This is a genomic window from Enterococcus diestrammenae, from assembly GCF_049384045.1.
GTDB lineage: Bacteria > Bacillota > Bacilli > Lactobacillales > Enterococcaceae > Enterococcus_C > Enterococcus_C diestrammenae.
Genome location: NZ_JBMRGR010000026.1, coordinates 1 through 21,361, shown reverse-complemented (window position 1 = coordinate 21,361; position 21,361 = coordinate 1). Strand labels below are relative to the sequence as shown.

18 protein-coding genes and 1 riboswitch are annotated in these 21,361 nt (G+C 44.9%); of the genes, 14 read left to right on the top strand and 4 right to left on the bottom strand.

Annotated elements, in window-relative coordinates; all coding sequences use genetic code 11:
- Positions 1–117: 117 nt before the first annotated feature.
- The 4 genes from ACO03U_RS12825 to ACO03U_RS12810 all read left to right on the top strand — a co-directional run bounded on the left by ACO03U_RS12825 (position 118) and on the right by ACO03U_RS12810 (position 5,246).
- On the top strand, positions 118–414 hold the full coding sequence (locus tag ACO03U_RS12825) for a hypothetical protein (RefSeq protein WP_204687876.1): 297 nt from the start codon (positions 118–120) through the stop codon (positions 412–414).
- Between the two features lie 348 nt (positions 415–762).
- Positions 763–935, top strand: a riboswitch (Lysine riboswitch).
- 374 nt (positions 936–1,309) lie between these two features.
- On the top strand, positions 1,310–2,926 hold the full coding sequence (locus tag ACO03U_RS12820; RefSeq protein WP_204687904.1) for an ABC transporter permease subunit: 1,617 nt from the start codon (positions 1,310–1,312) through the stop codon (positions 2,924–2,926).
- Positions 2,927–2,935: 9 nt separating this feature from the next.
- Positions 2,936–3,685, top strand: a complete 750-nt coding sequence (locus tag ACO03U_RS12815; RefSeq protein WP_161868252.1) for an amino acid ABC transporter ATP-binding protein — start codon at positions 2,936–2,938, stop codon at positions 3,683–3,685.
- A 205-nt stretch (positions 3,686–3,890) separates the two neighbouring features.
- The gene (locus tag ACO03U_RS12810; RefSeq protein WP_204687878.1) at positions 3,891–5,246 is read left to right on the top strand and encodes an amino acid permease; all 1,356 of its coding nucleotides are present in this window, start codon (positions 3,891–3,893) and stop codon (positions 5,244–5,246) included.
- Positions 5,247–5,276: 30 nt separating this feature from the next.
- Here the strand turns inward: ACO03U_RS12810 and ACO03U_RS12805 are convergent, their stop codons facing one another.
- Positions 5,277–8,906, bottom strand: coding sequence for an FtsX-like permease family protein (locus tag ACO03U_RS12805; RefSeq protein WP_204687880.1), 3,630 nt, complete (start codon positions 8,904–8,906; stop codon positions 5,277–5,279).
- Positions 8,907–8,920: 14 nt separating this feature from the next.
- Positions 8,921–9,622, bottom strand: coding sequence for an ABC transporter ATP-binding protein (locus ACO03U_RS12800; protein ID WP_204687882.1), 702 nt, complete (start codon positions 9,620–9,622; stop codon positions 8,921–8,923).
- 215 nt (positions 9,623–9,837) lie between these two features.
- On the opposite strand from ACO03U_RS12800, the gene ACO03U_RS12795 reads away from it, so the two are divergent.
- From ACO03U_RS12795 to ACO03U_RS12785, 3 genes are all read left to right on the top strand, one after another.
- On the top strand, positions 9,838–10,389 hold the full coding sequence (locus ACO03U_RS12795) for a TetR/AcrR family transcriptional regulator (RefSeq protein WP_161868256.1): 552 nt from the start codon (positions 9,838–9,840) through the stop codon (positions 10,387–10,389).
- Positions 10,390–10,615: 226 nt separating this feature from the next.
- Positions 10,616–11,782 carry an AI-2E family transporter gene (locus ACO03U_RS12790; protein WP_204687884.1) on the top strand — a complete coding sequence of 389 codons (1,167 nt, stop codon included), beginning with the start codon at positions 10,616–10,618 and terminating at the stop codon, positions 11,780–11,782.
- Positions 11,783–11,834: 52 nt separating this feature from the next.
- On the top strand, positions 11,835–12,149 hold the full coding sequence (locus ACO03U_RS12785) for a DsrE family protein (RefSeq protein WP_204687886.1): 315 nt from the start codon (positions 11,835–11,837) through the stop codon (positions 12,147–12,149).
- Positions 12,150–12,401: 252 nt separating this feature from the next.
- Here the strand turns inward: ACO03U_RS12785 and ACO03U_RS12780 are convergent, their stop codons facing one another.
- Positions 12,402–12,590, bottom strand: coding sequence for a hypothetical protein (locus ACO03U_RS12780; RefSeq protein WP_161868259.1), 189 nt, complete (start codon positions 12,588–12,590; stop codon positions 12,402–12,404).
- Positions 12,591–12,889: 299 nt separating this feature from the next.
- Here ACO03U_RS12780 and ACO03U_RS12775 point away from each other — a divergent pair, with 299 nt between their 5' ends.
- The 7 genes from ACO03U_RS12775 to ypfJ all read left to right on the top strand — a co-directional run bounded on the left by ACO03U_RS12775 (position 12,890) and on the right by ypfJ (position 20,332).
- Positions 12,890–13,876, top strand: a complete 987-nt coding sequence (locus tag ACO03U_RS12775; RefSeq protein WP_204687888.1) for a molybdopterin-binding protein — start codon at positions 12,890–12,892, stop codon at positions 13,874–13,876.
- Between the two features lie 9 nt (positions 13,877–13,885).
- On the top strand, positions 13,886–14,560 hold the full coding sequence (modB, locus tag ACO03U_RS12770) for a molybdate ABC transporter permease subunit (protein WP_204687908.1): 675 nt from the start codon (positions 13,886–13,888) through the stop codon (positions 14,558–14,560).
- Positions 14,557–15,618 (top strand): sulfate/molybdate ABC transporter ATP-binding protein, encoded by a 1,062-nt coding sequence (locus tag ACO03U_RS12765; RefSeq protein WP_204687890.1) that lies wholly within the window; start codon positions 14,557–14,559, stop codon positions 15,616–15,618. Before modB ends, ACO03U_RS12765 begins: the two co-directional genes overlap by 4 nt.
- Complete coding sequence (locus tag ACO03U_RS12760) at positions 15,615–16,121, top strand: MogA/MoaB family molybdenum cofactor biosynthesis protein (protein WP_204687892.1); 507 nt, start codon at positions 15,615–15,617, stop codon at positions 16,119–16,121. Before ACO03U_RS12765 ends, ACO03U_RS12760 begins: the two co-directional genes overlap by 4 nt.
- 203 nt (positions 16,122–16,324) lie before the next feature.
- Positions 16,325–17,683: a branched-chain amino acid transport system II carrier protein gene (gene brnQ, locus ACO03U_RS12755; protein ID WP_204687894.1), complete on the top strand. Its 1,359-nt coding sequence runs from the start codon at positions 16,325–16,327 to the stop codon at positions 17,681–17,683.
- Between the two features lie 207 nt (positions 17,684–17,890).
- Complete coding sequence (locus ACO03U_RS12750) at positions 17,891–19,387, top strand: helix-turn-helix domain-containing protein (RefSeq protein ID WP_204687896.1); 1,497 nt, start codon at positions 17,891–17,893, stop codon at positions 19,385–19,387.
- A 12-nt stretch (positions 19,388–19,399) separates the two neighbouring features.
- Entirely contained in the window at positions 19,400–20,332 is a 933-nt protein-coding gene (gene ypfJ / locus ACO03U_RS12745; RefSeq protein WP_204687898.1) for a KPN_02809 family neutral zinc metallopeptidase, read from the top strand.
- A gap of 55 nt (positions 20,333–20,387) precedes the next feature.
- Here the strand turns inward: ypfJ and ACO03U_RS12740 are convergent, their stop codons facing one another.
- Positions 20,388–20,564: a hypothetical protein gene (locus tag ACO03U_RS12740; protein WP_204687900.1), complete on the bottom strand. Its 177-nt coding sequence runs from the start codon at positions 20,562–20,564 to the stop codon at positions 20,388–20,390.
- Positions 20,565–21,361 lie beyond the last annotated feature (797 nt).

The window sequence follows — 21,361 nt, the reverse complement described above, 5'->3', positions numbered from 1 at the left end:
CTTCAGATGAAATGAAAAAGACCCGTTCACATTCTGTCCATTGACTTTCAATTGGACGTGCTCTTTTTTGTTTAGTCAGCTTGGCGGCAGCGAAAAATTTTAGCGAGGTGAAAAACCATGGTACCATTCATTATTTACTGGGGCATTATTCTTGTATGTATCGCCTGGTTGGCGTTAAGCGTCTTTTTCTCAGTTTTCTATCTAGCCAAGAAAGAAAACGGAAATTTATGGGCGTTTGCTTTGTTCAATGTGATTGCAGCGATTGTTTTGGCAATTACTTTGGCGATCTACCGCACATGGGGTTGGGGTATCACCCAATACTCTAGCTTGATTTATCTAGTGTTAGGGCTATTAGTAGCACTCACTTTGATCCAAGCAGTATTAGGTCGCGAACCAAAAGAAAAAATTGCCTAATTTTTTGATTTGGTAAAAGTCCTCTGAAGTTTCAGAGGGCTTTTTTTTTACCTAAAGGAGTTGCGCAATAATCGCTACTATGCAGTCCTATGAGATTTGCCTTCACCAAACGCCCTAGTTTCCCATCCAATAAAGTGAAGTAAAAAGACGTAGTTCACCTGCCACTTTTGATAATCAAGCAAAACTGACTCCTTTCTCGAAAGCCTGGCACCTTCATCTACCTTTCAATGAAATGTTTTCAAAAAATATTTCTGAAAACGTCCCTTAATGATTGACAAGTGCCCTTGTATCCTTTAGACTCCTAACTATAATTATTAAAGTACTAAAATAAAAATTGAGATCATGACTTCACCATGTAGAGGTTGCGAAAGCCATTAATCCCGTCGAGCAAAGCATTGCGACGAAGCGGGCCTAGGGGATTTCGCCGAAACGTTGAGGAGATGCTAATCCTTAGTCGTTGGGCTGCAAATGAATAATTTGCAGACTGTCTTGGCTTTTGGCCAAGGTGCGCTATGTTTTGTGAGAGGTTTGTCAACAATTGCTTGTTCACAGCCGTTCCTAAGCATAGGGACGGCTGTTTTTGGTTTTTCGGGGTTTATAAATGCTTGGGTCTGGATTATCTGTTTTCGAAGGAGAACCATTTTCGAAAACGCCATGACTGAACAAGACGTCTGGATGCTTTGGACGCCTTGCCCCAAAAAAACTGGTTTTTCGGGGTGTGTTAATGCTTGGGTCTGGATTATCTGTTTTCGAAAGAGAACCCTTTTCGAAAACGCCATGACTGAACAAGACGTCTGGATACTTTGAACGCCTTGCCCCCAAAAACGTTGCTTACTGAAGCTCACTTCGAATTGCAAGAAACGCCACCTAGCGAGTCTATCTCAAAAAGGAGAGCATTATGAAAAAGAGAATTGCCATGTTAACCTTGTGGACAGTGTTGTTAGGCGTCTTCGGGCTAGGAGCTGCTAGCTCATCTTATGCCGACGAAAAAACACCGACCGACAAATTCCGAGTGGGGATGGAAGCGGGTTACGCCCCCTTCAACTGGACCCAAACCGACGATAGCCATGGTGCTGTCCCGATCGGCAATGATAGTTGGGCAGGTGGTTACGATGTTCAAATTGCCAAAAAGGTAGCTGAAGGCTTAGGCAAAGAGCTGGTCATCGTCAAAACTGACTGGGATGGTCTACCGGTGGCGCTCCAATCCGGTAATATTGATGCGGTAATCGCCGGTATGTCCCCGACGGCCGAACGTAAAAAAGAAATTGGCTTTACCGATCCTTATTACCAATCTGATTTGGTGATGGTGGTGCGGGCGGATAGCCAATTTGCCAAGGCTACCTCCCTCGATGATTTCAAAGGTGCAAAAATTACCGGCCAACAATCTACTTTCCACTACACTGTCATCGATCAGATTCCTGACGTTGAAAAAGAGCAGGCAGTCAAGACTTTCTCCCAAATGCGGGCGGCTTTATTGTCCGGGGCCATCGACGGCTATGTCAGCGAACGACCTGAAGGAGTCACTGCCGAAATAGCCAGCAAGCAATACAAAATGGTGGAATTTCCTGATGGTGCCGGCTTTAAAACCAATCCGGAAGATGTTCAAGTAGCAGTAGGTATGCGGCAAAATGATCCTGACATTGCCAAAGTCAATGAGATTTTAGCTGGGATTTCTGAAGCGGAACGCCTGAGTTTGATGGATCGGGCCATTAAAGAGCAACCAGTGGCGAAATCTGCCGAAGACAATGAAGCCGCCGGTGCCAAACCAGGTCTGCTGACCGATTTTAAAAACATTTGGACACAATATGGTGGCTTGTTCCTTCGAGGAGCCGGTATGACTTTATTTATCGCTTTGATTTCCACTGTGGTTGGGACCATGATTGGTTTGCTGATTGGTGTTTTCCGTACTATTCCCGAAGCGGTTTCCAAAGGTCGCCGCACCTTGCAACGCTTCGGCAATTGGCTTTTGTCTGTTTATATCGAAGTGTTCCGAGGCACCCCGATGATGGTTCAAGCGATGGTTATCTATTACGGCTTGGGAATGGCCTTTGAGATTAATCTCAATCGAACCTTTGCTGCCCTTTTGATCGTATCCATCAATACTGGCGCCTATATGTCTGAAATCGTCCGTGGCGGGATCTTTGCCGTGGACCGTGGTCAGTTTGAAGCGGCGCAAGCGATTGGCATGACCCATGGCCAAACCATGAAAAAAATCGTGATTCCGCAAGTTTTGCGTAATATTTTGCCAGCTACCGGAAATGAATTTATCATCAACATCAAAGATACTGCCGTCCTTAGTGTGATTTCAGTCGCAGATCTCTTCTTCCAAGGAAACTCTGCCGCCGGAACCAATTACAAATACTTCCAAGTCTTTACCATCATTGCTGTGATGTACTTGATTATGACCTATACGATTACTCGTATCCTCAGAGCCTTGGAACACAAGATGGACGGCCCTGCTTCATACGAAAAAACCGCTACAAATTCCATCCAATCTGAACTGGAAGAATAGGAGAAAACCATGACTGAACCCATCATCGAAATCAACCATTTGAAAAAAAGCTTTGGCGACAATGTCGTCTTAAAAGACATCGATTTCACCGTCAATAAAGGAGAGGTGGTCTCCATCATCGGTTCTTCTGGTTCTGGTAAGTCCACCTTACTTCGCTGTATCAACTTATTGGAAACCCCCACTAGTGGTGAAATTCACTATCGTGGTGCGGATGTCTTGCAAAAAAATTACAGTCTCACCAAATACCGTACCCACCTCGGCATGGTCTTCCAATCCTTCAACCTTTTCAATAATTTGAACGTCTTGGAAAACTGCGTCACCGGTCAAACAACGGTCCTAAAACGCAACCGCGACGCAGCCACAAAAACTGCGATTGCCCATCTGGAAAAAGTCGGCATGGGCGCCTTCCAAAATGCCATGCCTGCACAACTTTCCGGTGGTCAAAAACAGCGGGTCGCCATTGCTCGCGCCTTGTCGATGGATCCGGATGTGATGCTTTTTGATGAACCCACTTCGGCTTTGGACCCAGAAATGGTCGGCGAAGTCTTGAAAACTATGAAAGATTTGGCCACTAGCGGTTTAACTATGGTAATCGTTACCCACGAAATGGCGTTTGCCAGAGATGTCTCTGACCGAGTGATTTTCATGGATCAAGGGGTGATTGCTGAAGAAGGCACTCCCGAAGAAATCTTTGGAAATCCCAAAGAAGCCCGTACAAAAGAATTCTTACATCGGGTGTTAGCTGAAGAGACAGAGTAAAAATTGAAAAACCAACCTTTCCCTCGATACCTACATTGATTGGTGTCGAGGCTTTTTTGGCGACAACGTTCACGAAAACAGGTTGTAAATTTTCAGAAATTTAGGTAAAATAACCTTTATGTGACAAAGCTTTTGGTGAATTTACCCACGCCTGACAACATTTACCACAGGATTGCCACCATTATTTCAGGAGGATTAATTATTCATGGAACAACAAGAATTATCCCGTAGTCTTAAAAATCGCCACGTCCAGCTGATTTCCATTGGCGGAGCGATTGGGACCGGTCTTTTCCTAGGATCAGGAAAATCCATCCAACAAACCGGGCCCTCCATCCTCTTGGCCTACATGATTACTGGCGGTATTTGCTTTTTGATCATGCGCGCCTTGGGGGAACTGCTTTTATCCAACACCAACAATCATTCTTTTTTGGATTTTGTCGCTGAATACCTAGGTAAGAAATGGGCTTTTCTAACCGGCTGGACTTACTGGTTTTGCTGGATTGCGATATCTATGGCGGATCTGACCGCTATGGGGATGTACGTTCGCTACTGGTTTCCCAACATTCCCCAGTGGTTACCGGAAATCTGTGCCTTAATCCTTTTAGTCGCCCTCAATTTGATCACCGTCTCTTTATTTGGAGAACTGGAATTCTGGTTCGCCTTAATCAAAGTAGTAGCGATTGTGGCCTTGATTGGTGTCGGTGCCTACATGATTCTCACCAATTATCCAACCTCGGCTGGTAGCGTAAAGCTTTCCAATATCTGGACCCATGGTGGTTGGTTTCCTAAAGGGATCAAAGGGTTTCTCCTGTCCTTTCAAATGGTGACTTTTGCCTTTGTCGGTATCGAAATGGTAGGGCTAGTCGCTGGTGAAACCAAGGATCCGGAAAAGGTTTTACCAGAAGCGATTAACAATATTCCTATTCGCATCATCCTCTTTTACTTAGGCTCGCTGTTAGTCATCATGGCCATTTACCCTTGGGATAGTTTAGATACGAGTCAAAGTCCTTTTGTCGAAGTCTTTTCGGAGATTGGTATCACCATGGCCGCCACCATCATCAATGTGGTCGTCCTCAGCGCTGCCGCCTCCGCCTGTAATAGCGCCATCTACAGCACTGGTCGCATGATGCGCTCGCTGGCTCAAGAAGGCAGTGCCCCGAAATCTTTTGTCAAACTAACGAAACATCAAGTGCCCGCCAATGCCATCTTCTTCTCAGCAATGGTAATTTTCATGGCGGTCGTGCTGAATTACGTGATGCCTAGCCAAGTCTTCACCGTGATCACCAGCATCGCCACGACCTGCTTCTTGTTCATCTGGGGCATTTTGACTTATACCCATATGAAATACCGGCGCAGTATTCGAGGCAAGCAAGCCCATAGCTTCAAGATGCCTTTTTATCCTTTAAGTAACTATCTGATTTTTGCTTTCTTACTCTTTGTAGCTATCGTCTTACTTTGGTCAAACGAAACTCGAATCGCCGCCTTGATTACCCCAGTATGGTTCTTATTGTTACGAGGCATTTATTATGTGAAATACGAAAAACGAGCCAGCGATGATTAAAATCGCGGCTCGTTTTTTTTTTATTTACCATTATTCATTTGACTTCAGGGCTTCGATCATATGGATGCCTTTCAGTTTAAAGTGGGTGACCACTGAGACAATGCCCGTAAAGATCACCGTCAAAATCGCCGAGACCAGATAGCCTTGCCAATGAATCGTCACTGGGAACAAAATCGTTTCTGAAGAGGCCATGGTTAGGATAAACCAGGTTAACAGACGTCCGATGACAAAGCCTAATGGAATACCGACGAGGGTAAAAGCCACCGTTTCCCGTAACAAGTACATGGTGACTTCATTGTCAAAAAAGCCCAAGACTTTGATGGTAGCCATTTCCCGTTGCCGTTCACTGATGTTGATATTGGTCAAGTTGTACAAGACCACAAAGGCTAAGACTGCCGATAACAAGATAAAGACAAAGACGATTGGACCGATACTTTCAGTCATACTGTCTTGTTTTTTTAACTGGTCAGACATGAAGGTGACATTTAGCACGTTCCCGGAATCATACAGGGTTTGCACCAATTCTTTGTTGGCGCTGGCTTCCGATTTTTTCGCCCGTATCCAATACGCATTTTGCTTAACAGTATTTCCTGTGAGTTCTTGATAATAAACCGGTGCAAGATACAACGTATGCCCAAGATAATTATCGAAAACGCCAGCAACTTCAATCTCATACGCCTCTCCTTGGGAATCTGTCATGGTGAGGGTATCCCCTTGGTCCACCTTAAAGAGCTTGGCTAGCTGGCGACTGATCACCGCTCCTTCTTCTGGCAAAGCCAATGTATCGCCATCAAGATCTCGTAAGGTAACAAAGTCCGTAAACTCTTGGCTATCCGGTGCCACCAGATTGAGAGTAGCGGTTTGTTTTGTGGTGTTTTCATTTTTGAAAGTGACTTGTTCCGTGACTAAAGGTAAGGTTTCCGTGACTTCTGTCTGTTTGGCAAGCAACTGATCCATCTCCGCCAGTTTCTGATCATTGAGGTCTTCCAGGGAAACAATGCCGTCATAATGCACCAACTGGTTGAACTGAACTTCCGTGGGGGCGGGAATCGAATCCTTCAACCCAAACCCCGCTATCATTAAGCCAGTACAGCCAGCAATCCCAAAAATCGTCAGCAATCCCCGAGCTTTGTAGCGGAAAATATTCCGATAAGCGACTTTTTGATTGAAATTCAGGCGACTCCACACGGCTGGGATACGCTCTAACAAGACCCGTTGGCCAGATTTTGGCGCTCGCGCATTCAAAAGGGCTGTCGGTTTTTCTCGCAAATCCCGTAACAGCACTAAACTAGAAGAAAATAAGGTGGAGAAAGCAGCGGCTACTACTGCAATCAGTATTGGCACAAACCAATAACGAATAGCGTATTCCGGATAGATATATTGCTCTTGTAACATGCTAAAGACTACTCTTGGTAAGACATGGGTCCCTACAATAACCCCTAGCACCGATCCAATAAAGGTGGCAATGAAGGCGTAGAGCATGTATTTAGCGGCAATTTCTCCATTGCGATAACCCAATGCTTTTAAGGTACCAATTTCTCGCCGATGTTCTTCAATCATACGGGTCATAGAAGTAAAGATGATCAAAATCGCAATCAAGAAGAAAAAGACGGGAAAGACATTGGCAATCGCATCAATCCGCACTGCCAAGCTTTGAAACTCATTGAAACCAGGATTATCCTGCCGTTGAGTCAGTAGATAATTGGGTTTCTCCAAAGTTTCGATTTTCCCTTTGGCATCTTCTAATTTCACTTGTCCTTCCATCAACTTTTTACGATTTTTCATCAACTCGGCTTGCTTTCCCGCAAGTTCTTTTTCGCCAGCTTCTAACTGTTCGTTGGCCTCATCAAGCTGCCTTTGACCAGCTGCCAATTCTTGCAAACCCGCTGCCAACTGGGACTTGCCGTCTGCCAACTGCGTTTCACCATCAACCAGTTGGGACTCGCCATCTGCCAATTGTTCCTTTGCCGATTGTAATTGAGCTTCACCATCAGCCAGTTCTTGTTGGGCAGCATCTAGCTGGGCTTGCCCATCTGCTAACTGCGTCTCACCAGCGGCTAGTTGTTCCTCACCGCTTGCCAGTTGTTCTTTTGACCTGGCTAATTGTTCGGCGCCAGCTGTGGCCGCTGCTTCGGCCTTACTAAGTTGCGTTTCCTGAGCGGCCAACTCTGCCTCGCCGGCTCGCAACTGTTCTTGGCCGGCTTGCAACTGCGTTTGGGCCGCTTGCAGTTGGTCCGAGCCTTGCTGCCACTGGCTTAAAGCTGTCGCTAATTGAGCTTCAGCTTCAGCCAGTTGCTTGTCGGCTTCTTCTTTGCCGACAGTCGCTTCTAATTGACTACGCTGTTGGTCTAAGGCAGCTTGTTGCTGATCTAACTGAGCTTTCGCAGCAGTCACCGCCTCTTGCTGACTGGCTAACTCTGCTTGCTTGTCCGTTAGTGCTTGATGTTTTGCTGCCAATGCTCTTTTACCAGCTGCCAGCTGTTCCCGCCCGCTAGCCAGTTCAGCTTGGCCGGCTTGCAGTTCGGCTTCTTTGTCTGCTAATAACTGCTTGTTAGACTCTAACTTTTGGCGTTTTTCAGCTAGTTGTTGCTGCTTTTCGGTCAAGGTTTGTTGTTGCGCTTCCAGTTCGGCTTTGCCGGAAGTTAACTCGGCTTCTTTAGCTGCTAGCGTCTGTTTGTTGGCTTCCAACTCTTTTCGGCTTGCTACCAGTTGCGTTTCCTTTTCTGCTAGTTCAGCTTGACTTGCGGTCAACTTTGCTTGATTTTCCGTCAAAGTTTGTTGGTTGGTCGCTAATTCTTCTTTACCCGACGCAAGTTCGGCTTTGGCATCATCAAGTTTTTGCTGACCCTCTTCAATTTCTTTGATGCCATCTGCGACTTTCTTTTCTTCCGGCGAAAGCTTCTCATAAGCCAAATCTTTCAGCTCTTCCAGTCGCGCTGGTCGCCGTTCATCCAAGACTGCGGTCAGACGGTCTTCTTGTTTGGTCAACTGGGTTTTGTAGTCATCAGACGTCGGCGCATACTTGGTCAAATTGGTAAAGCTGACATAAAGAATGCTATAGGTCTCTTGCTCAAAAGCGGCTAATGGCACATAAGCAAAGCCCGCGACTTGTCCGTCCCCTACATTGGTGACGCCTCGTTCACGATCGTCCACATAAATCGGTGAATCACCATAACCCACCACCGTAAATGAACTTTCCTTTAACTGGTCATTTTCCAATGTCAGCTCTGTACCGATGGGATAAGTCTTGGCCAACATCCGATCTAACAATAATTCATCGTTTTTCTCCGGCAAGCGCCCTACAGTGACCAGCGGCTGATTTTGACTGTTTTGCCCCTGGTAAGAATAAACTTGCAAATTCAACTGCTTCTCGGCTTCGTGAATCGCCAAACGCTGGCCGAGCTCCCCTTTTACGTCTCCTAGCGCTTCCACTTCCTTCAAGTCATTTTCGGATAAGCCTGCTGTAGAGACCACCTGAATATCGGAAACCTTTTGTTGGGTAATCATCTCATCAGCCGTTTGATTTAAATCCGGACCGATGGATTTGATTCCCACAAATAACAGCACACTCATAAAAATAATGATCACGATGGCGGCAAACCGCCCAAAGGAATCGCGGATATCCCGCCAGACGGTTTTCATATATAGCTTATTTTTCATCCGTCTTTCCCCTCCTACCAAACAATCTCGTCCACCGAGGTGGGTGCGGGATTTAATTCCACCAAACGTACTTTAGCATCATTTATGCGAATCACACGATCAGCCATGGGCGCCAAAGCGGAGTTGTGGGTGATGATTAACACCGTTTGTCCCTGTTTGCGACTGGCATTTTGCAAAAGTTTGAGAACTTGTTTGCCGGTTTCAAAATCCAAAGCGCCGGTGGGTTCATCACATAACAACAGCTTGGGATTTTTCGCCAAAGCGCGGGCAATCGCCACCCGTTGTTGTTCACCACCGGAAAGCTGTGCTGGAAAGTTTTGTTTCCGTTGAGACAAGCCCACCTGATCCAAGACCTCATCCACCACTAACGCTGCTGGCGCCACCGCAGTAGCCAATTCAACATTTTCCTTGGCGGTAAGGTTCGGCACCAAGTTATAAAATTGAAAGACAAAACCCACATCGGTGCGACGATATGCGATCAACTCTTTTTCTGTCATCTTTTCAATATGTAATCCATCCACGATGACTTCCCCTTCTGACGGTTGGTCCATCCCTCCAAGAATATTCAATACTGTGGATTTTCCTGCCCCACTAGGACCGAGAATCACTGCTAGCTCACCTTTTTCGACGGTAAAGCTCATATTTTGATTGGCTTCAATGGTCGTTTCCCCCATTTGATAGCGTTTGTATTCATTTTTTACTTCGATAAAACTCATCTCTGCGCCTCCATTCTTCCAACAGCCTGTTGAAAATATGCCACACTGTCAGTATAATGAATTCGAAAAAGGTGGGCAATATGCAAATCCCACCAATCTGTTATTAGACCAACACATTTGTAAAATCTGTCTAAATAATAACCAAAATTTAAGTCGTCTTGCTTCCCCTGAAGTTGCTACCGCTTTTTTCGAGCCTTTTCAAAGGAGTGATGAACATGGCTGGCATCAAAAACAATCGTCGCACCCAATATACCCGCAAAGCTATTAAAGAAGCCTTTTTGTCTTTGTTAGCTGAAACCGAATTAGCTAAAATTACCGTCACCGATATTTGCAAATTGGCGGATATCAACCGAGGGACTTTTTATCAACATTATCATGATCCCGCTGATCTTTTCCAACAAATCGAGCAGGAGTTTGTGGACCAGATGTTACCTTTATTGGTGATGCGCCCCAAAGATCACCTAGAAGAATGGCTCACCCGCTTTATCGAAGCCTTATTGGACAATGCTGTGGTAAGTAGCCAGATTTTGAAGGATTATCAAGATAGTCGCCTATTAGCGGTCACTTTCAACGAAGTCCACGATTTAGCCATCGAAGAATTTCGCCTACGCTTTCACGAAGACAATCCCCAGCTGTTGGAGTATTACTTTGCCTACTTCGTCAAAGGAACCATCGGCACCATCTTGCAATGGTTGGAAGACGGCATGCCAGTTTCCGTCCAGGATTTGACTACGATGCTGACGCAGGTTTTACTGCCTCGAGGATGAAAAACTAACTTTTCAAAAAGCCCGCTCCTCCTTGGTGACGGGGCTTTTTTGCTGCTTCAGAAATTTATCAGGATAGCGGAAATTGTACAGAAGCGGCCCCTTTCGTTATACTAAATGTAACGATTTCCCTAGCTGTGTAGGGATTTTATGACGCCTGGCAGAAGCACCAAGAGGATGGGATTCATTTATCCTTCTATCGATCACGCCCCCTCAAAAAGGAGATGCTATGAAAAAAGACAATTCACTAATCGACTTTCTAGGTGGTAAAACCGCTTATTTTATTCTGGGATTGATTTCATTAGCGGCGATTACCTTGTTATTATTGCAACAAATAGCTTTTGTGTTTCGACCCTTTGCAGTGATTATCGGGACGACTTTACCTCCAGTGATTTTTGCCATGATCTTGTATTACGTTTTACGACCGGTGGTGGATTTTGCTGAAAGAAAACAAGTCCCCCGCCTGCTTAGTCTGATTTTATCTTACGGCATTTTGCTGGGCTTACTAGTGCTAGGTGGGTTTCACCTGTTTCCCGTCTTACAACAACAGGCAGTGGACTTGGTAGCAGGTCTGCCTGGCTATGCGAAAGACTTCCAACACAGCCTCGAAAACTTTCTCAGCCAAACGCCATTTGCTCCCCAATTTCAGCAAATGATGCAGTCACTAGATTCCATTACAGATGATATCTTTGCCTTTATCAGTGACAATTGGCAAGACGGCTTTAAGGGACTAGGAAGTATTTTTTCCACTCTTTCAACGGTGGGAATCACATTATTCACGGGCCCAATTATCGCCTTCTTTTTAATCAAAAATCCCCAAAAAATCCACGATAGTCTGATGGCTATCATCCCGCCGCGTTTTCGTCAGGATATTCAACAGCTGTTGACGACCGCGGATCAACAGATCGGGGCCTTTTTGAAAGGGCAAGTCATCGCCTCAGTCTTATTAGGGATCATTTATTGGCTATGTTTTTTGCTTATCGGGTTACCCTTTGCGACGATTATCGCCTTAGCAGCTGGCATTTTAAATATCGTTCCTTACATCGGCGCCTTTCTCGCTTTTTTGCCGGCACTTTTTGTCGCTTTTCAAGACTCCGGTTTTATGGTGATAAAATTTGTCATCGTTTGGTTTGCCGTCCAACTTCTTCACGGAGATTTAGTCGTCCCGCGGGTTTTAGGCAACCGTCTAAATATCCATCCTATCACGATTTTAGTGGTTTTATTGGTGATGGGGGATCTGCTGGGATTCGTCGGGGTGGTCTTCGGGATTCCCATCTACAGTCTCATCAAGATTTTAGTCGTCTTTACATTTGGCAAATTCAAACAGCGTTACAATCGATTTTTTGGTGACCATGGCAAATACCAAGAAACCGACTTTTTCGATGAAGGTTCCTAGCTATTCCTTAGCTAAACCATAGCATTCCAAATTTGCTTTTCAGGAGGTTCTTATGAAAGTAGTTTTTCATGTCGATGAAGTAAATAAATGGTCGGAAGCGACGAGCAATATCCGCAACCTACTAGTGGCAACGGATAACGTGGCGATTGTCCTTTTGGTAAATGGAAAAGCCATTGAAGGCTATCTCGATGCCGCCAATGAGACACTTTTGCAATCTAAGCAAGTGACTTTCCATGCCTGCCATAACGCCATGAAAGCTCATGGCATCACACCACAGCAACTCCCAGCAAATGTTGAAGTCGTGCCTGCTGGTGTCTTAGATTTGATTAAGCTTCAACATTTGGGATATGCCTATATCAAACCTTGACCTTGCTCCAGGGGAAAGCTAAAGGTGCGTTTGCCCATACCGTCCTTTCTAAGGGGCGAATGCTAAGAAAGACTGGCAAATGTCCTTAGAGTAAGTGACACTTACTCTAAGTTTGAAGCCCAAGGGAAAATGACGGCACGATACGCCACTTAATCCCTGATACGTCAGCCTTTTTGGAACATAATTTTTATTTATGAAAAAACGAGCCTTTCCTCAACTGGAAGGGCTCGTTTTGTTATCTCATTCGTTTACTTAGGCCTCTAATCCTCGGCTACAAGGAGAAATATCACAGATTTTCGCGACAGCAATTTGAGCCGTTTTAATCACTTCAACTGTACAAGTTTTTTCAAAAATAGAAACAATTTTAACTTGCTCTTTGCCTTCCCCGCCAACTAACTTGGCTTCATAAAGGCCATTTTTTTCAATTTGACTTTTATCCATCCGCTACACCTCAACTTTCTTTCCAAGGGTTATATCACGACTGTTTTCCAATGTAAATAGTTCCCCTCGTTTGTTCCCAAAAATTTCAAAGTTTATTCGTAAATCCCGGTCATTGCCTACTTTTCTCCTAGCCAAAGTCAGCTTGACTAGCGGTTTGCTCCTTCGCTAAAGATTTTTTAGTTTCCCAAATTTTTATTAGAAAGCGCTGTCTTTTTTTGGCGTAACGTGCTACTCTTGATGGGAATATAACGTGTCCTGATAAGGGAAAAATCCAGGTTAGTTTAGAGAAAGCAGATGATATGATGAAAACGATCCCTGTTACAGAAGCCATCGGTAAGCGTCTTTGTCAAGATTTGACTCAGATCATCCCCGGTGAGAAAAAAGGTCCTCGCTTTCGCAAGGGCCATCTGGTGACGGCAGCGGATGTACCCGTACTGTTAGCCATGGGAAAAGCCCACCTCTATATCGAAACAGAGCGCCCCGGCTGGCTCCACGAAGAAGAAGCCGCCCGCTTGCTTTATGCGCTTTGTGACAACCAATACTTCACTCCTAGCGAAATCAAGGAAGGGAAAATTGAGGCACTGGCGACAGCAGATGGTCTTTTGCAAGTGGATCAGGAACGCTTAGTCTTAGTCAATTCCTTTGGTGAAATGATGATTGCTACCAAACCTAGTTATTTTACCCTACGCAAAGGTGAGGTAGCTGCTGGCATGCGGGTCATCCCTTTATATATCGAAGCAGAAAAATTACAGGCAGTCCGGCAAAAAGTCCATAGTCTTAGCTCTGAGCCCTTGATCCAATTAGCTCCCTTCACACCCAAAAAGGTAGCAATTCTAACCACCGGGAGCGAAGTGTTTCACGGGCGCATACAAGATGGTTTTGCGCCGGTTTTAAAGGAAAAATTAGCTGCCTACCCCACTGAAATTATTTTGCATACTGTTTTGGATGACAATAAAGAAATGATCGTTGCGGCCATCCACGAAGCTGAAGTCGCCGGCGCGGATATCATTTTATGTACCGGTGGCATGAGTGTTGACGCCGATGATTTGACCCCCGGAGCAATCAAAACCGCTGCTAAAGAGTTGATCACCTATGGTACCCCAGTCTTGCCGGGGGCGATGTTTGCCCTTGCTTACGGCAAATCTGGCGCGGCCATCATGGGGCTACCAGGGGCCGTGATGTTTTCTAAAAAAACGGTCTTTGATTTGATCTTGCCGCGAGTGATGGCTGATTTACCAGTCACTAAAGCAGAGATTGCTCAGTTGGGCTACGGCGGGTTGCTATGAAGGAGTGAGCTGCAGATGTCACCGCTATTACTATCCATGAAAACCGCCGCTGTCTCCGGTGGGATTACCTTTTTTTTCGGATTATTTGTGGCCAAAGGAGTCAATAGCATCAAATCACCGCTTCTGAAAATGGTGATTGATGGCTTGCTCACCTTGCCTTTAGTATTGCCACCGACAGTCGCCGGCTTCTTCTTATTGGCGCTATTCGGTGTCAATCAACCCGTGGGAAGGTTCTTTCTAGAGTTTTTTGCATGGAAAATTGCTTTTTCATGGGAAGCGACGGTCTTGGCTGCGACGGTGGTCTCATTTCCTTTGATGTATCGTTCCGCACGGGGGGCTTTAGAACAAGTGGACCCCACCTATCTCGCTTGTGGCCGAACTTTGGGCTTGTCGGAATGGTACCTCTTTTCCCGGATTCAACTGCCCTTAGCTGCCCCAGGGATTCTCTCTGGAGGGATTTTAGCTTTTGCACGAGGGTTGGGGGAATTTGGTGCCACCGCCATGATTGCTGGCAATATCGCTGGAAAAACCCGCACCTTGCCGCTATCCATCTATTCATCGGTAGCCGCTGGACGCATGGCAGATGCCTATCACGAAGTTGGACTAATCGTCGTCTTTTCTTTTGTCGTGGTAGTGGCGATGAACTACTTCACCCACCGTTCAAAAAGGAAGGTGGTTTCATGAGTATCGATATTCAGATTACCAAACGCCTCAAAGAATACACGCTCCGGTTTGAATTTCATTCTCAAAGACAACAGACCGCACTACTAGGGGCATCTGGTTCAGGAAAAAGCATGATTTTAAAATGCATCGCAGGTATTGAAACCCCTGATGAAGGCTATGTTCGCATCAATGGTCGTACCCTTTTTGATCAAGCAAAAAAAATCAATTGCAAACCACAAAAACGACGGGTGGGCTATTTATTTCAAAATTACGCACTGTTCCCAAATTTCACCGTCGAAGAAAATATCGCCTGTGTCTTGCCGAAAAAAAAGCGCGCCCAAGTTGCTGATTTATTGGCCCGCTTTGATCTCACTGGGATTGCCAAGCATTACGGCGAACAGCTTTCCGGCGGTCAACAACAACGGGTGGCTTTGGCCCGGCTGATTGCCTCAGAGCCGGAAATCTTGCTGTTAGACGAGCCCTTTTCAGCCTTAGATACCTTCTTGAAGGAAAAAGTCGAATTGGAGATGAAGCACTTCCTCGCCCAGTATGCTGGTGACGTGCTATTAGTCACCCACAATCGCAACGAAGCCTATCGCCTATGTGAGGATTTAGTGATAATTGATCAGGGCCAAAACCTCGAAGCTGGTCCTCTCAAGGATGTCTTTTCTCATCCCCGCTTTCTAGCAACTTCCAAATTGACCGGCTGTAAGAACTTTTCTCCGATCAAGCAGCTTGATGGCCAGCACCTATTCGCCAAAGATTGGGGCCTAACCCTGAGAGTCCCCCAACCACTGACGCCAAACGTGACCCATATCGGTATTCGGGCCCATTGTTTTAAAGCTGTCGAAAAGTTGTCGGGAGAGAACTGTTTTCCTATCCAGCTCTTGGATCAGACCGAGACCCCTTTTGAATGGCGTCTGCTCTGTCAAACGCCAGAGGGGCAACAACCCCTCTGGTGGAAAGTGAATAAAGAACAATGGCCAGCGCATTTTTCGGGTTTTCTACACATTGCCCCCGATGAAATCCAGCTATTAGAAACCAGCCCTAGCGACGATGAAAGGAAGTTTCTGTTATGAGAGAAAAGTATCGAGTAGCGGTGCTTACCGCTAGCGACCGCAGTGCAGCAGGTCTCCGGGAAGATGTGAGTGGCCCCACCATCGTAAATGCTTTCGCTTCAATACCCGGTTTTACTGTCGTAGCACAAATCATTTTACCCGACGATCAAGCCGGCTTATCAGCCAAAATGCAACAGCTTTGTGATTCTGGGGCGGTGGATTTGATTCTGACTACCGGTGGTACCGGGTTAGCCCCGCGGGATCAAATGCCGGAAGCCACCTTGGCGATTGCACAACGACTGGTCCCAGGTATTGCCGAAGCATTGCGCTACAACAGTCTCCAAATTACCAAACGGGGGATGCTCAGCCGGGGCGTGGCCGTCATCCGCAACCAAACCTTGATCATCAATCTACCGGGGAGTCCCAAAGCGGTCAAAGAATCCCTCGACTATCTAGTAGATCAATTACCTCATGCCCTCGGGCTTCTACAAGAGCGACCGGCGGAAAATCAACAGCATGAATAACAACAGAAGCGTTCTTCTCGATGATAGTCGGTGAAGAACGCTTTTGTTTCTAGAGCAAGGTATTATAAAATTTTCACAAGTCTTTTCTTATTTCCATCCTTTTAACGGAACAACTTTTCAGCAGATCTTCAAAATTCGTTGTATTTATTTAAATTTTCTGTTATTTTTGTAGCTATCTACTAGTATGACTTAGGAGCGAAACTATGGAAAAAAAACTCACTTTCAAAGACTACCTTTTTATTGGTTCCATGCTTTTTGGCCTTTTCTTTGGTGCCGGCAACCTGATTTTCCCCGTACATATGGGCCAAGAAGCTGGGGGCAATATCTTTTGGGCCAACCTTGGCTTTCTGGTCACTGGGATTGGCTTGCCGTTTCTAGGTGTGGTGGCTATCGGGATTTCCCGTAGTAACGGCCTCTATGATTTAGCCACTCGGGTCAATAAACACTATGCCTTCATTTTCACGATTTTATTGTATCTAGTCATCGGGCCGTTCTTCGCCCTTCCCCGGCTAGCCACGACTTCTTTTGAGATTGGCCTAGCTCCCTTTCTACCCAAAAGCACTCAACCAGTCTGGCTGGCACTGTTTAGCCTACTGTTTTTTGCCTTTGCTTGGGCCTTTTCTCGTAAGCCGACAAAACTACTAAACTATGTGGGCAAATTTTTAAATCCGGTTTTTCTACTTCTCTTAGGTATTTTATTGGCCTTTGCCTTTTTCAAGCCCCTAGGACCGATTAGCACCGCCCCAGTACAGCCTAGCTACCAACAAGATGTCTTCATCACTGGTTTTACGCAAGGATACAATACTTTGGATGCCTTAGCCTCATTAGCTTTTGGGATTATCATCGTCACCACCATCAAAAATATGGGCGTGACCAAACCTTCTGCCATCGCTATGGATACTGTAAAATCTGGTTCTATTAGCATTTTGCTGATGGGAATTATTTACTCCTTGCTAGCATACATGGGTACGATGAGTCTCGGACAATTCCCTATCAGCGCTAACGGTGGCATGGCCTTAGCTGAAATTGCCAACTACTATCTCGGGACTGGTGGTAGTGTGCTTTTGGCCTTGATTGTCATTGTCGCTTGTTTAAAGACAGCCATTGGGTTAATCACCGCTTTTTCAGAAACCTTTATCCAGCTGTTTCCTAAACGGAGTTACCAGTTTTTCGTAGCTCTAACCAGTATTTTACCTTGCCTGTTTGCCAATATTGGTCTGACGAAAATTATCGAATTTTCCACACCAGTCTTGATGTTTATCTATCCTTTAGCCATCACCTTGATTTTATTAGCCCTACTCAGTCCCTTGTTTAACCATCGTTCTGAAGTTTATCTGGTGACTACCGTGATGACGGTGCTAGCAGCGATTTGTGATGGGTTAAACGCCGCACCAGAAATCATTCGCAATACGTCAGGGGTAGAACATATCCTTAAAGCAGCGAATCGTTTCTTGCCCTTCTTCGATATCGGTATGGGCTGGATTTTACCAGCTACGATTGGTTTCGTGTTAGGGTTACTCTGGACTTTCATCAAAAAAACTAACCAATCCGTAGCAAATTAAATCTGCTAGTTCGACTTTTGTAGCAAATGTAAGAAATATTCATTTTTTTGATAAATTTCACACAAAATATGACTTACGCCGGAAAACCTGACCTTAATTAGGGTTTTTCGGCGTTTGCTTTTTGTCAAAAATGTGCTGACAACTGACAGTTTTTAAGAAAAAAGGTACAATAAAGTCAAGGAGTAATCGAATGGAGGTTCTTTTTTTATGTTATACGAAGAAATGATGATGGACTCGTCCACCTTATTAAAATTTAAGTTATTCAAAAAGATCATGTTCTTAGGTAGTCAGTCCTATCCTATTGCGGTCATCGCCAGTGATATGAATCTGAATTACCAACAAACTGTTATTGATTTAACCGATATCGACAAGGAACTGGCGGCTATGAATCCCGACCACCAGTCCATTCTACTAGGGGGCGGCAAAATTAACTGCCAAAATCTCTCCTGCACCATGGATGAATATCGTTACCAATTGCTAAAATCCTCTGTTCCTTTCCAATTTATTCTATACTTTTTAAACGAAGAAGCTCCGACCATTGATGATTTTTGTGTCAAATTTTATGCTAGCCGCTCCACCGTTTCTCGTAAAATTGCCAAACTTAAACGATACCTGAAAGACCGTCACCTTCGTTTTACCTATACCGAAGCGGGCATGTCCGGAGATGAACGGGTAATTCGTCTCGCCTTGTTTGATTTATTATGGCTAGGAGTCCGCAGCATCGAATGGCCCTTTACCGTCAGTGAAGAAACGGCTGACCGCCTAGTGGAAGGTTACGCAAAATATTTTCCATTGGCTCGTACTTATGTGGGGCGTCATGAGTTGAAGTTCTTCGCTGCCATCTTCTACCAACGCATCCAAAAAAATAAGTTTGTCCGCTACGACCAGGCGTACAACTTTTTGATGGAAGATAACAGCTACTATGACTTTACTTCCCTTAAAGATATGATTGATTTGGAAATGACTGATGAACAACTCAAAGCTGAGTCTAGTTTTATCTTCTTTTTGGCCCATCTCGCTCCTTTTTATACCTTAGAAGATGATGCTACCTTGAAACAAACCATCAAAGACTTCGCTCATCGACCAAATCCAGTCATTCGCCTCGTCCGGGATTATCTTGATTTTGCCAAGCAAGAGTTTTTTGCTGACGATCCCAAACTGCTGGACTATCCGATAATTATGGGTAATTTGATCAATATCAGCTTTGGTTATTACATCATCAAACGCCCCTTCCCTACCATTCAACAGTTGGTGGAAGGCAATACGGAAAATCTGCGTAGTTTGAAAAAAATCGAAAACACGACCCAAGAATGGTTTTACAACCTCAGTCAAGAAAGCGACTATACAAGCTTTATCACTGAGGAAAACTATCCCTTGATTGCCAAATCCTTTACGGAAGTTCTCTTGCCTTTTGTCGATTTAAACAAGGAGTCAGAGAAAGTCATCGTCGGGATTGCCTTGGAGCACAACTACCTCTTGGTGAAAAAAATATACAGCTATCTATCAGATTTACGTTTTGTTGAAGCGGAACCTTTCGATAGCACAAAGATTAACCACTACGATCTTGCCATCAGCTCTTCTTTACTGCTGAAAAAACGTTACCCCCAACAAGAGGTCTTCTTATGGGACCATGCCGGTGATGAAAACCAATTGATTGCATTGTACAAACGACTACGACAACGATTTATTGCAAAAAACGAATAGGAGGTTAGCAACATGCGTTGGAAAGGTGATCGAAAAAGTTCCAATGTGGAGGATATCCGCGGTTCCGCCTCCTCAGGTTTTGGTGGATCAAGCTCATCAGGTGGAGGGCTCGGCTTCCCAGGTGGGGCCATCGGAGGCGGTGGTATTGGTGTTATCTTGATGATTGTCTTCTCCCTCTTCTTTTCTGGAGGAGATTTAGGCTCGATTTTAAGTGGGGGCAATGGGGCTGTCTTTACCCAACAAGAACAGACTGCCAATCAATCCAACACCGCCACCACTAGTACCGATGATCGTAAAGAATTTGCTTCCGTCGTCTTTGCCCATTTGGAAGACTATTGGAACCAGACCTTTACTGATTATGGCAAAACCTATCATGATCCTACCATGGTGCTCTTTAGCGGCAGCGTCCGCTCAGCCTGTGGGACAGCAAGCTCGGCTGTGGGGCCATTTTATTGTCCCGGTGATCAAAAAGTCTACTTGGATTTAAGCTTCCAAGACGAACTAGCAAATAATTTTGGAGCCTCTGGTGACTTTGCCATGGCCTATGTCATCGCCCATGAAGTCGGTCACCATGTCCAATATGAACTAGGCATTTCCGATCAGATGGAGCAAATTCGCCGCAAAGTATCAGAGACGGAATACAACAAATACAGCGTTCGTTTAGAATTGCAAGCCGACTACTTAGCGGGCTGTTTTGCCAAGTATCTAGCCGGTGAAACCTACAACGGCAAGTCTATTTTAGAAGCTGGTGACATCGATGAAGCCATCTATGCTGCTAATCAAATCGGTGACGACACCTTGCAAAAACAAGCGCAAGGCTATGTCGTTCCTGATAGCTTCACTCATGGCACTTCCGAACAGCGGGTTGCTTGGTTTAATCGCGGCTATCAATATGGCGATTTGGAACACGGCGATACCTTCTCAGCTACAAATTTAGATCTATAAACAAGAGCCACCACTTAAAAAAAATAGTCTAGTGGTGGCTTGATTATTCAAAAACTTAAGTAACTTTTTTCACAAATAATTCATATGTCTCTTGTAATATATAAGCATACCAACAAACAACCCTAACTAACACTTTTTCATTTTTAACTCCTTTCCCGCCAGCCTCCAACTGGCGGGCATTTTTTGGTTTTTCAAAGTGTGTCAGGCTATCCTTAGGCGTATCTGTTTTCAAAGAAGAGTGCTTTGAACACTCGGATAGTTGTCTATGATGAAAAGTTATCTGGACACAACGCTCCTGCAAAACGGATTTGGCACAATGAACAAACACCAGCTCCGTGAGAAATCAGGGCGTTCTCTACGTGACAGTCGGAATTAGTTTTTCCTATCGTGAGGTTTAACAATTTCCTTTGATTTCCATCACAGTTCCTTCACATCCCTTGGCTATGATATAGACATACCAACAAACAACCCTAACACTTTTTCATTTTTCTCCTCTTGTCCGCCGACTGACCATCGGCGGACTTTTTCTTTGATTGACATTTTTATTTGCAAAATACTGTCCAAGATCCGTGTACGCTTCTTGGACTTTCCTTAACAAATCCCCTTACTTAAAAAATATTTCCCTCATACTTTCTTCAAATCTTCTGGGTATGATATAGACATACCAACAAACAACCCTAACACTTTTTCATTTTTCTCCTCTTGTCTGCCGACTGACCATCGGCGGACTTTTTTTGATTGACCTTTTTCCCTTTGCAAAATACTGCCCAAGATCCGTGTACGCTTCTTGGACTTTCCTTAACAAATCCCCTTACTTAAAAAATATTTCCCTCACATTTTCTTCAAATCTTCTGGGTATGATATAGACATACCAACAAACAACCCTAACACTTTTTCATTTTTCTCCTCCGCCCGTCGACTGACCATCGACGGGCTTTCTCTTGGTCTTGAGGTAAGCGGGAAATAATCCAACGCATCGACAAATAGCCCTAGTCTCACTAAAATTTAGTGAGATTAGAGCTATTTTGC

What these genes read in the sequence shown, in the direction of transcription:
- ACO03U_RS12825 (WP_204687876.1), top strand. Translation starts at nt 118, where the DNA reads ATGGTACCATTCATTATTTACTGGGGCATTATTCTTGTATGTATCGCC.
- ACO03U_RS12815 (WP_161868252.1), top strand. Translation starts at nt 2,936, where the DNA reads ATGACTGAACCCATCATCGAAATCAACCATTTGAAAAAAAGCTTTGGC.
- ACO03U_RS12780 (WP_161868259.1), bottom strand. Translation starts at nt 12,590, where the DNA reads ATGGATAAAAGTCAAATTGAAAAAAATGGCCTTTATGAAGCCAAGTTA.
- ACO03U_RS12775 (WP_204687888.1), top strand. Translation starts at nt 12,890, where the DNA reads ATGATGAAAACGATCCCTGTTACAGAAGCCATCGGTAAGCGTCTTTGT.
- ACO03U_RS12785 (WP_204687886.1), top strand. Translation starts at nt 11,835, where the DNA reads ATGAAAGTAGTTTTTCATGTCGATGAAGTAAATAAATGGTCGGAAGCG.
- ACO03U_RS12760 (WP_204687892.1), top strand. Translation starts at nt 15,615, where the DNA reads ATGAGAGAAAAGTATCGAGTAGCGGTGCTTACCGCTAGCGACCGCAGT.
- ACO03U_RS12750 (WP_204687896.1), top strand. Translation starts at nt 17,891, where the DNA reads ATGTTATACGAAGAAATGATGATGGACTCGTCCACCTTATTAAAATTT.
- ACO03U_RS12795 (WP_161868256.1), top strand. Translation starts at nt 9,838, where the DNA reads ATGGCTGGCATCAAAAACAATCGTCGCACCCAATATACCCGCAAAGCT.
- ACO03U_RS12790 (WP_204687884.1), top strand. Translation starts at nt 10,616, where the DNA reads ATGAAAAAAGACAATTCACTAATCGACTTTCTAGGTGGTAAAACCGCT.
- brnQ (WP_204687894.1), top strand. Translation starts at nt 16,325, where the DNA reads ATGGAAAAAAAACTCACTTTCAAAGACTACCTTTTTATTGGTTCCATG.
- ypfJ (WP_204687898.1), top strand. Translation starts at nt 19,400, where the DNA reads ATGCGTTGGAAAGGTGATCGAAAAAGTTCCAATGTGGAGGATATCCGC.
- ACO03U_RS12765 (WP_204687890.1), top strand. Translation starts at nt 14,557, where the DNA reads ATGAGTATCGATATTCAGATTACCAAACGCCTCAAAGAATACACGCTC.
- ACO03U_RS12800 (WP_204687882.1), bottom strand. Translation starts at nt 9,622, where the DNA reads ATGAGTTTTATCGAAGTAAAAAATGAATACAAACGCTATCAAATGGGG.
- ACO03U_RS12810 (WP_204687878.1), top strand. Translation starts at nt 3,891, where the DNA reads ATGGAACAACAAGAATTATCCCGTAGTCTTAAAAATCGCCACGTCCAG.
- ACO03U_RS12805 (WP_204687880.1), bottom strand. Translation starts at nt 8,906, where the DNA reads ATGAAAAATAAGCTATATATGAAAACCGTCTGGCGGGATATCCGCGAT.